Raw genomic sequence first — 10,034 nt, 5'->3', positions numbered from 1 at the left:
GGGGCCGCATCCGACCCTCTAGTGGGGAACCGAATGGGTGTGGGGCGCGGGGGGTTTTATTTCAATTTTGGTATAACTTGTGTGTCTCTCACTACACCGGACGCGCGCGCCGCCCCGAGGAGGGCGTCGCGCTCGTCCGTTCGCCGCTGCTCAGCGGAGGGGCGGGATCACGGAGTGCTGGTCGGCGCCGGCTCGGTGCCCGACGACGGCGCGTCCGGGACGGTGATCGGCGCGTCGGAGGCGTTCGCCCACACCGGGGCGGGCAGCGTCGTGTCGGTCTTGCCGTCGCGGATGGCGCGCAGGGCGTCGGCGATGGCGGGGGAGTTCTCCGGAACCGCCAGGCCGCACTTGCGCAGCTCGGACGCGAACTCGAGCGTCAGACGGGTCTTCCCGGCCTCGACGGCCTGGGCGGTCGTGCCGGTGCGCTTGTCGCTGCCGGTCTGGATCGCCGGCACCTCCTCGCACACGTGGTACACGGTGCCGCCGTCGACCCAGACCACCTTGTCCTGCCCGAGCAGCTGGATGACCGTCGACTGGTCGGCGGTGTACTGCTCGACGGACGAGGGCTTGAAGTCGATGCCGAGCACGACGGCGAGGGCCGCCAGCACGATGCCGACGATGCCGGCCGTGGTCTTCTGGCCCTTGCTCATGTCCTTGTTCAGGAACACCATGATGATGAGCGGCACGAACGCGATGATCGCGATGATCGCGCCCAGCTGGTTCTGCACGAAGAAGCGCACGGTGTCGGAGCGGCGGGCCGGATCCAGGCGGTTCGCCTTCTTCCACAGGAAGGATCCCGTGATCGACAGCGCGGCGATCACGACGAAGAGCGCGATGAGCGTGATGAACGCCCACTGCGGGAACGTCGCGGTCGCGCCCTGCTGCTCCAGCAGGCCGGTGTCGGGGTTGCGGACGAGCGTGCCGTCCTCGCCGACGTACTGGCGCTGACGCAGCAACCAGAAGATGCCGACGGCCTCCGCGGCGATCGCGACCGCCCAGAGCACGGCGGCGATCCAGCGGAACCGGGTCGCGGTGGCCTTGGCCTCGGGGGTCGGGGTCCAGCCAGCGGGGGGATCCGCCGGACCGTCGGCGCCGGCCGCGGCCTTCGACGCGGTCGACGCGGGCTTGCTGGCCGCCGCTCGGGCGGGTTTGTGGCTGCTGTTCTCGGGCACGGTGGTCCTTTCCGCCTGGTGCTGGACCCGAGCCTAGCGGCGAGGGCCCGTGGATCCGGGGATATCGGTCGCTACGCTGGACGCATGACGACCGATCCAGACGACGCGCTGCGCTGGGAGGGCGACGAGCCCGATGCGCCGGACGCCTCCGCGAAGAACGAGGCTCCCGCGGCGCCGGATGCCCAGACATCCGTGGATCCCGCTCCCGAGGTGGAACCGGCTGCGCAGAGCACGGCCGAGACCCACGCCGCAGAGCACGTCGCGACGGCCGGGACGACGCCCGCGGCAGAGGCCGAGGCGGACGCCGACGACGAGCCCGCCGGGATCGGCAACGCCGCGCTCGTCTTCTACGGAATCATCGGCGGCGTGTACCTGCTCTTCGCCGTGGGCTGGATCGTGGGAGGCTTCCGACTGCGACTAGCAGCCATCCTGCTCGGCGATTGGATGTATTTCCCCTGGATGTGGCTCGCCGCCCTCGCCCCGGTCCTGTGGTTCGCCGCCGCCTGGGTGCTGACCCGCGGCAGCGCGACCTGGATCCGGATCGTCGCGCTGATCGCCGGCGCCGTGCTGCTGGTGCCGTGGCCCTTCGTGATGGTCGGGACGGTGGGAGCATGAGCGCCGAGTCGATGACGACCGCACCGCAGGCGGATCCGCGGCGTCCCCGCTGGATCTTCTACACGCTGCTGGGCGTGTTCGGCCTGCTCTACGCCTACGCGATCTGGAACGCGATCGCATACATGATCCCGTTCGTCGGCCTCGCCATCGGGGCGACGACCTGGGTGGCGTTGATCCTGGCGATCATCCTCCCCGCCGTCATCTACGTCGTCGCGATCGCCGTGACCCGGCGCCGCCGGCTCGGAACGGTGGCGCTCGTGCTGCTCGCAGGCCTGGGGCTGGTGGCCGTGTTCTGGCTCGACGTCGTGGGCTACACGCTGTCCGGCGCGCACTGATCGCGCGGTGTCTCGGGCCGTCACACGGTCGGGGTGGCACTGCCGTCTCGGGTAGAGTGTGGGCACTATCGCGCCCCGACGGTGCGGCGCATCGGCCCCCTCCCTCCTGTCCCGAAGGATCTCTGTGCCTGAGAACGCCGTGAACACGTCCGCCCGCAAGCCCGTCGTCCTGCTCGCCGAGACGCTGTCTCCGGCCACGGTGGACGCACTCGGCCCCGATTTCGACGTCCGCTCGGTGGACGGCACCGACCGGGAGGCGCTGTTCGTCGCTCTCGCCGACGCCGACGCAGTGCTGATCCGGTCGGCGACCAGGATCGACGCCGAGGCGCTCTCGCACGCGCCCGTGCTGAAGGTCGTCGCTCGCGCCGGAGTGGGCCTGGACAACGTCGACATCAAGGCCTCGACGGCTGCGGGCGTCATGGTCGTGAACGCGCCCACATCGAACATCGTCTCCGCCGCGGAGCTCACGGTCGGCCACATCCTCAGCCTCGCGCGCCGCATCCCGGCCGCGCACGCGTCGCTGTCGGCAGGGGCGTGGAAGCGCAGCTCCTACACCGGCGCCGAGCTCTTCGAGAAGACCGTCGGCATCGTCGGCCTCGGCCGGATCGGTGCGCTCGTCGCGGCGCGCCTCGCGGCCTTCGACATGCGTGTGGTCGCCTACGACCCCTACGTCACGAGCGCCCGCGCCCAGCAGCTCGGCGTGCAGCTGCTGAGCCTCGAGGATCTCGTCGCGGAGAGCGACTTCCTCACGATCCACATGCCGAAGACGCCGGAGACCACCGGCATGATCGGCGCGGAGCAGTTCCGCGCGATGAAGAAGACGGCCTACGTCGTCAACGTCGCCCGCGGCGGCCTCATCGACGAAGAGGCGCTCCTCGTCGCTCTGCAGAACGGCGAGATCGCGGGTGCCGGCCTCGACGTCTTCACGTCCGAGCCGCCCGTCGAGGGCAGCGCCGCTCGCGCGCTCACCGCGCAGCCGAACGTCGTGGTGACTCCGCACCTCGGTGCGTCGACGGACGAGGCCCAGGAGAAGGCCGGCGTCTCGGTCGCGCGCTCGGTGCGCCTCGCGCTCGGCGGCGACCTGGTCCCGGACGCCGTCAACGTGGCCGGCGGCGTCATCGACCCGTACGTGCGGCCCGGCATCCCCCTCACCGAGAAGCTCGGTCAGATCCTCTCCGGTCTCGCGCACTCGCCGCTCACGAGCCTCGACGTCGAGGTGCACGGCGAGCTCAACGGCTACGACGTCGGCGTGCTGCGCCTGGCGGCGCTCAAGGGCGTGTTCACCCCGATCGTGAGCGAGACCGTGTCGTACGTGAACGCGCCGCTGCTCGCCGAGCAGCGCGGCGTGACGGTGCGCCTCGTGCAGGACGACGTCAGCGAGGAGTACCGCAACGTGGTCACGCTGCGCGGCGCGCTCGCCGACGGCAGCCAGGTCTCCGTGTCCGGCACCCTGACCGGGCCCAAGCAGATCGAGAAGCTCGTCGCGATCAACGGCCACGCGGTGGAGCTGCCGATCGAGAAGCACCACGTCGTGATGCTGTACACCGACCGCCCCGGAATTGTGGCGGTCTACGGTCAGCGCTTCGGCGACGCCGGCATCAACATCGCCGGCATGCAGATCGCCCGTGAGACCGCCGGGGGCCAGGCCCTATCGGTGCTCACGCTCGACTCGCCGATCCCCGAGACGCTCCTCGACGAGGTGCGCGAGGCGATCGACGCCGACCTGTTCCGTCAGATCGAGCTCGTCGAGGCCTGATCCTCGTCCCGGCCCCACCGGGGTCGTCGGAGTGAGACGAAACGCGGCGCCCTTGTGAGGGTGCCGCGTTTCGTCTCGGTCGCCTGCGGCGTCCTCGCTCAACGACCGGAGGTGTGGTCGGGGGTATCGGCTCGCGCCCCAGGGGGTCGTTGAGCGAGCGGAGCGAGACGAAACGCGGTGCTCTTGCGGGGGTGGGGCGTTTCGTCTCGGTCGCCTGCGGCGTCCTCGCTCAACGACCGGGAAGGGTGGTCGCCTGCGGCGTCCTCGCTCAACGACCCCGGAGTAGCGGTCCCGGGCGGGGGAGAGGTCAGTCCGCGACGGAGCGAAGCACGAGCGCGACCAGCGCGTCGAGGTCGGCCCCGGCGGGGACCACCGCGTCGGCGCTCTCCGACGGGCCGTGCGAATCCAGGGCGTTGTTGAAGAACAGTCCGTCACTGAGCAGCATCACGAGGTCGAGCGCCGCCTGGTCGCGTACGTGCGGGCGGATCGCCTCGGCCGACTCCTCGCGCATGCGGTGCAGCGCCTCGGTCGCGGCCCTGCTGCCGCTCTGTGCCAGGCAGGACGCGGCGACGATCGCCCGGTCGAGGGCGTCGTCCATCATGACGGAGGTGCGCAGGTAGTACTCGACGGGCCCCTCGGACGCGGAGCGGATCCGCTCGATGTCCTCGGCGGCGAGGGCGTCGAGCCGCGCGATCATCGCCGCCGCGAGCTCGTCCTTCGAGGCGAAGTGATAGAGCAGGCCGCCCTTGGAGACTCCGGCGGCCCGAGCGACGGCGTCGAGGGTCGCGGCGCGCTCGCCGTCGGAGATGAGCAGGGCCTCATAGGCGTCGAGAACGCGCTCACGGGCATGCGGGGGTCTGGCCATGTCTGTTACTATACCATCTGGACGGTTAAGTAACCCGTCCTTTCACGATGGATCCGAGAGGTGCAACATGTCCGCAACAGCGTCGATCTCCCTGCCGGGGACCGAGGACGGCCCCCGCGTCGGTGCGCGCGGCTGGGCGGCGCTGGTCGTGCTCATGCTGCCGGTGCTGCTCGTCTCCGTCGACAACACCGTGCTCTCCTTCGCCCTGCCGGAGATCTCCACGGCCCTGAGTCCGAGCGGCGTCGAACAGCTGTGGATCATCGACGTCTACCCGCTCGTGCTCGCGGGCCTGCTGGTGACGATGGGCACGCTCGGCGACCGTTTCGGCCGGCGGAAGATGCTCCTGATCGGCGCCACCGGCTTCGCACTCGTCTCCGCGCTCGCCGCGTTCGCCCCGACCGCGGCACTGCTGATTGCGGCGCGCGCCCTGCTCGGGTTCTTCGGCGCCATGCTCATGCCGTCGACGCTCTCGCTGCTGCGCTCGGTGTTCCAGAACCGCGAGCAGCGACGGCTGGCGATCGCGGTCTGGGCCGCGGGGTTCTCGGCGGGGTCCGCCCTCGGGCCGATCGTCGGCGGCCTGCTGCTCGAGCACTTCGCCTGGGGATCCGTGTTCCTCGTCGCCGTACCGGTGCTCATCCCGCTGCTGATCCTCGTGCCGATCCTGGTGCCGGAGAGCCGTGACCCGAACCCGGGCCGGATCGACGTGCTCAGCATCCTGATGTCGATGGCCACCATGGTTCCCGTGGTCTACGCGATCAAGGAGTTCGCGGTCCACGGCATCACCCCGCTCGTCGTGGTGCTGTTCCTGCTCGGCGTAGGCATGGGCGTGCTGTTCGTGCGCCGGCAGCTGCGCGCGGAGATCCCGATGCTCGACATGGCGCTCTTCCGCCGCGGGATGTTCAGCGGCGCGATCCTGGTGAACCTGCTCAGCGTCGTCGCCCTCGTCGGCTTCCTGTACTACGTCTCGCAGCATCTGCAGCTCGTGCTCGGGCTCAAGCCCGTCGACGCCGGCCTCGCGCTCATCCCCGGCATGGCCGTGATGATCGTCTCCGGTCTCGTGGTCGTGCCGATCGCGCGTCGCGTGCGCCCCGAGATCCTCGTGCCGTCGGCTCTGGTGTTCTCGCTCGCGGGCTACCTCGTCGTGGCCTTCAGCACGCACGCCCACGGCACAGCTCCCCTCATCGTCGCGTTCGTGCTGCTCGGCATCGGCATCGGTGCGGCGGAGACGGTCTCGAACGAGCTCATCCTCGCCGCGGCCCCGCCGGAGAAGGCCGGCGCGGCCAGCGCCGTGTCCGAGACGGCGTACGAGCTCGGCGCCGTGCTCGGCACCACGATCCTGGGCGGCATCATCACCGCGTTCTACCGGACCTCGCTGGTCGTCCCTGAGGGCGTGCCGGAGGTGCTGGCGGATCGCGCGAAGGAGACGCTCGCCGGAGCGTTCTCCGCGGCGGAGCAGCTGCCGGCGGCGCTCGGACAGGCGCTGCAGCAGGCGGCGTCCGATGCGTTCGGCACCGGCGTCATGGTGACCTCGCTCATCGGCGGCGTCCTCGTGGTCGCCGCGGCCGCGATCGCCGGCCTGACCCTGGGGCGCCGCCCTCGCTGATACCCGCCAAGAACCGCCTCGTCCCTCCCAGCGCACGCTATGGGCTCCGCTGAGGGGGACGACGCGGGGGTGACATGCGCGCAGGGAGGGGCTCCGGCGCCCGATAGCCTGGGATCCTCCACCCCGCAACGAATCGCAAGGAGCGCCCGTGTCGGAATCGTCGTCCCGTGTCGTGAAGCTGGCTGTCATCCCGGGTGACGGCATCGGTCCCGAGGTCGTCACCGAGGCGGAGAAGGTGCTTGACGCCGTCACCGCCGCAAGCTCCGTGACGTTCGAGAAGACCCGGTTCTCGCTCGGCGCCGCACGATTCCTCGAGACCGGCGACACGCTGACCGACGAGGATCTCGACGCGATCCGCGCGCACGATGCGATTCTGCTGGGCGCCGTCGGCGGCCAGCCGGGGGATCCGCGCCTGAAGGACGCGAACATCGAGCGCGGCCTGCTGCTGAAGCTCCGCTTCGAGCTGGATCACTACGTGAACCTGCGCCCGTCGAAGCTGTTCCCTGGCGCGCCCGGCCCCCTGGCAGACCCGGGCGAGATCGACTTCGTGGTCGTCCGCGAGGGCACCGAGGGCCCGTACGTCGGCAACGGCGGCGCGATCCGCAAGGGGACCCCGCACGAGGTCGCGAACGAGACCAGCGTGAACACCGCGTTCGGCGTCGAGCGCGTGGTCCGGTACGCGTTCGACCTGGCGGAGAAGCGCAGCAAGAAGCTGACGCTCGTGCACAAGACCAACGTGCTCGTGCACGCCGGTGCGATCTGGAAGCGCGTCGTCGACGAGGTGGCGCGCGAGCACCCCGACGTGGCCGTAGACTACCTGCACGTCGATGCGGCCACGATCTTCCTGGTCACCCACCCTTCGCGCTTCGACGTGATCGTCACCGACAACCTCTTCGGGGACATCCTCACGGATCTGGCCGGCGCCGTCACCGGTGGCATCGGCCTCGCCGCCTCGGGCAACATCAACCCCGACGGCGCGTTCCCGTCGATGTTCGAGCCGGTGCACGGCTCGGCACCCGACATCGCGGGCCAGCAGAAGGCCGACCCGACCGCAGCGATCCTCTCCGTCGCCCTGCTCCTGGAGCACCTGGGGCTGAGCGACGAATCCGCGCGTGTGCACCGCGCGGTCGAGCAGGACATCGCAGCGCGGGACGGCGCCCGCACCACCGAACAGACCGGCGCGGCGATCATCGCGCGGCTCCAGGCGTAATCTGAAGTCAGCGCACGACGCCGCACCCTTCGACCTGTCAGGACGCATTCATGACCATCGAACTCCCCCTTCAGGCCCCGTCACCCGCCGGACTCATCTGGCGCGTCACCCGCAATGAGGACGCGCGCTCCGAGGCCGAGCGCGAGGAGATCCTCGCGGCACCCGGCTTCGGACAGCACTTCACCGACCACATGGTCGACCTGTGCTGGTCGGAGAAGGGCGGCTGGCACCGTCCCCGCGTCTCGCCCTACGGGCCCATCGCGCTCGACCCGGCGGCCGCCGTGCTGCACTACTCGCAGGAGATCTTCGAGGGGCTCAAGGCCTACCGCCACGCCGACGGATCCGTCTGGACCTTCCGTCCCGACCGCAACGCCGCCCGGCTGCAGCGCTCGGCGCGGCGCCTGGCGCTGCCCGAGCTGCCGACCGAGCTGTTCATCGAGTCGCTCAAGCAGCTCGTCGCCGTCGACTCGTCGTGGGTGCCCAGCAACCCCGAGGAGAGCCTCTACTTCCGCCCGTTCATGTTCGCCAAGGAGGCGTTCCTGGGCGTGCGCGCGGCGAAGAAGGTCGCGTACTACCTCATCGCGAGCCCGGCCGGGGCGTACTTCCCCGGTGGCGTGCAGCCGGTGAACATCTGGCTGTCCCGTGACTACGCCCGTGCCGGACACGGCGGCACCGGAGCGGCGAAGACCGGCGGCAACTACGCCTCGAGCCTGCTTCCGCAGGAGGAGGCGTACAAGAAGGGCTGCCAGCAGGTCCTGTTCCTCGACGGGGAGTACATCGAGGAGCTCGGCGGCATGAACCTCGTGCTCGTCACCCGCGACAACAAGCTGATCACGCCGGCCAGCGACTCGATCCTCGAGGGCATCACGCTCGCCTCGATCCTGCAGCTCGCGAAGGACCGCGGGCTCGAGGTCGAGCAGCGCAAGCTCTCCATCCAGGAGTGGCGCGACGGCGCCGCCTCGGGCGAGATCGTGGGTGCGTTCGCGTGCGGCACAGCTGCGGTCGTCGTGCCGATCGGATCCCTCATGGCCGACGACTTCGAGATCGTGCACGCAGGTCCCGCGTCGACCGAACTCGCGATGTCGCTGCGCGAGGAGCTCACCGACATCCAGTACGGCCGTCGCGAGGACACGCGCGGCTGGCTCGTCCGCCTGGACGCCTGACCCCCGACGACACCCGTCGCCTCTGACGCGAGGCGGTGCACGAATCGCGATCTCTGATAGGAGAGGACCCCTGCTATGAAGCTGGCCATGGTCGGACTCGGACGGATGGGCGCGAACATCGTGCGCCGCCTGATGCGCGGAGGGCACGAGTGCGTCGTCTACGACGTCAACCCGGATGCCGTCGCCACGCTCGTGGCGGAGGGGGCGATCGGCGCCACCGGCTACGCCGACCTCGCCACGAAGCTCGACGGCCCGAGGGTCGTCTGGCTGATGATCCCCGCCGGCCTCACCGGACGCGTGGTCGACGAGCTCAGCGAGGTGCTGCAGCCCGGCGACATCATCATCGACGGCGGCAACTCGAACTACCGCGACGACGTGCGCCGCGCCAAGGCGCTGCGCGAGAAGGGGCTGAACTACGTCGACGTCGGCACCAGCGGCGGCGTGTTCGGGCTCGAGCGCGGGTACTGCCTCATGGTGGGCGGCCCGGATGAGGCGTTCGCGACGATCACGCCGATCCTGGAGACGATCGCCCCGGGCGTCGGCGACGTCGAGCGCACGCCCGGCCGTACCGGGGAGCTCGCTCCCGAGGAGCTCGGCTTCCTGCACTGCGGGCCGTCGGGCGCCGGGCATTTCGTGAAGATGGTGCACAACGGCATCGAGTACGGCGTCATGGCCGCGCTCGCCGAGGGACTGAACCTCCTCGAGAACGCCGATGCGGGGATCCGCGAGGCGGAGCACTCGGCAGAGGTGGCACCGCTCGAGGAGCCCGAGTACTACCAGTTCGACATCGACACCCCGAAGGTCGCCGAGCTGTGGCGTCGTGGATCCGTGATCTCGTCGTGGCTGCTCGACCTGACCGCGGCGGCGCTGCAGGGCAACCCCACGCTGCAGGGACTCGCAGGACGCGTCTCCGACTCCGGGGAGGGCCGCTGGACGGTCAAGGCCGCGGTCGACGTCGGTGTCCCGGTGCCGGTGCTCGCCGCCTCGCTGTTCGAGCGCTTCGCGTCGCGCGACGAGGATCTGTTCGCCAACCAGGTGCTCTCCGCGATGCGCCTGCAGTTCGGCGGACACAAGGAGCTCCCGGCGGGCGACGTGCTCGAGGCCGGCGGCAACAAGGCCGACCACGCCTGACCCTTCCGGATCCGGATCCTGCAACAACCAGAAGTGGGACATGGTCCGCGTTTGACGGGCCGTGTCCCACTTCTGGTGCCGCCGTGTCCCGATATCGGTGGCACCGTGTCCCCAATTCGGCCGGGTTGAGCCCCGAATTGCCGCCGAAAGTGGGACATGGTCCGTCGCGACGGCCCGCGTCCGG

At 70.2% G+C, this 10,034-nt stretch carries 9 protein-coding genes; 7 read left to right on the top strand and 2 right to left on the bottom strand.

Annotated elements, in window-relative coordinates; translation table 11 throughout:
- Nucleotides 1-167 precede the first annotated feature (167 nt).
- A complete protein-coding gene (locus ACFC1J_RS04080) occupies nt 168-1,172 on the bottom strand; it encodes a hypothetical protein (protein WP_375902678.1) in 1,005 nt (334 codons plus the stop codon).
- Between the two features lie 84 nt (nt 1,173-1,256).
- Between ACFC1J_RS04080 and ACFC1J_RS04075 the strand changes: the two genes are divergently transcribed.
- From ACFC1J_RS04075 to serA, 3 genes are all read left to right on the top strand, one after another.
- Nucleotides 1,257-1,787: a hypothetical protein gene (locus ACFC1J_RS04075; RefSeq protein WP_375902676.1), complete on the top strand. Its 531-nt coding sequence runs from the start codon at nt 1,257-1,259 to the stop codon at nt 1,785-1,787.
- Entirely contained in the window at nt 1,784-2,122 is a 339-nt protein-coding gene (locus ACFC1J_RS04070) for a hypothetical protein (protein ID WP_375902674.1), read from the top strand. The genes ACFC1J_RS04075 and ACFC1J_RS04070 overlap by 4 nt, the downstream gene beginning before the upstream one ends.
- 124 nt (nt 2,123-2,246) lie before the next feature.
- Nucleotides 2,247-3,878, top strand: a complete 1,632-nt coding sequence (serA, locus tag ACFC1J_RS04065; protein ID WP_375902673.1) for a phosphoglycerate dehydrogenase — start codon at nt 2,247-2,249, stop codon at nt 3,876-3,878.
- A 307-nt stretch (nt 3,879-4,185) separates the two neighbouring features.
- On the opposite strand, the gene ACFC1J_RS04060 is transcribed toward serA, so the two are convergent.
- Nucleotides 4,186-4,743 (bottom strand): TetR/AcrR family transcriptional regulator, encoded by a 558-nt coding sequence (locus ACFC1J_RS04060; RefSeq protein WP_375902671.1) that lies wholly within the window; start codon nt 4,741-4,743, stop codon nt 4,186-4,188.
- Nucleotides 4,744-4,810: 67 nt separating this feature from the next.
- On the opposite strand from ACFC1J_RS04060, the gene ACFC1J_RS04055 reads away from it, so the two are divergent.
- The 4 genes from ACFC1J_RS04055 to gnd all read left to right on the top strand — a co-directional run bounded on the left by ACFC1J_RS04055 (nt 4,811) and on the right by gnd (nt 9,850).
- Nucleotides 4,811-6,346 (top strand): MFS transporter, encoded by a 1,536-nt coding sequence (locus ACFC1J_RS04055; protein ID WP_375902669.1) that lies wholly within the window; start codon nt 4,811-4,813, stop codon nt 6,344-6,346.
- A gap of 148 nt (nt 6,347-6,494) precedes the next feature.
- On the top strand, nt 6,495-7,556 hold the full coding sequence (locus ACFC1J_RS04050; protein ID WP_375902667.1) for a 3-isopropylmalate dehydrogenase: 1,062 nt from the start codon (nt 6,495-6,497) through the stop codon (nt 7,554-7,556).
- A 50-nt stretch (nt 7,557-7,606) separates the two neighbouring features.
- A complete protein-coding gene (locus ACFC1J_RS04045; protein WP_375902665.1) occupies nt 7,607-8,719 on the top strand; it encodes a branched-chain amino acid aminotransferase in 1,113 nt (370 codons plus the stop codon).
- A 75-nt stretch (nt 8,720-8,794) separates the two neighbouring features.
- A complete protein-coding gene (gnd, locus tag ACFC1J_RS04040) occupies nt 8,795-9,850 on the top strand; it encodes a phosphogluconate dehydrogenase (NAD(+)-dependent, decarboxylating) (RefSeq protein ID WP_375902663.1) in 1,056 nt (351 codons plus the stop codon).
- Nucleotides 9,851-10,034: the final 184 nt, after the last annotated feature.

The organism is Microbacterium sp. NPDC056052 (assembly GCF_042266785.1).
Classification (GTDB): Bacteria; Actinomycetota; Actinomycetes; order Actinomycetales; family Microbacteriaceae; genus Microbacterium.
The sequence above is the reverse complement of the archived record's forward strand: the minus strand, read 5'-3'. Positions and strand labels throughout refer to the sequence as shown.

Excerpts from the sequence above, each read along its gene's own strand:
- gnd (WP_375902663.1), top strand. The coding sequence starts at position 8,795 with ATGAAGCTGGCCATGGTCGGACTCGGACGGATGGGCGCGAACATCGTG.
- ACFC1J_RS04055 (WP_375902669.1), top strand. The coding sequence starts at position 4,811 with ATGTCCGCAACAGCGTCGATCTCCCTGCCGGGGACCGAGGACGGCCCC.
- ACFC1J_RS04045 (WP_375902665.1), top strand. The coding sequence starts at position 7,607 with ATGACCATCGAACTCCCCCTTCAGGCCCCGTCACCCGCCGGACTCATC.
- ACFC1J_RS04075 (WP_375902676.1), top strand. The coding sequence starts at position 1,257 with ATGACGACCGATCCAGACGACGCGCTGCGCTGGGAGGGCGACGAGCCC.
- ACFC1J_RS04060 (WP_375902671.1), bottom strand. The coding sequence starts at position 4,743 with ATGGCCAGACCCCCGCATGCCCGTGAGCGCGTTCTCGACGCCTATGAG.
- ACFC1J_RS04070 (WP_375902674.1), top strand. The coding sequence starts at position 1,784 with ATGAGCGCCGAGTCGATGACGACCGCACCGCAGGCGGATCCGCGGCGT.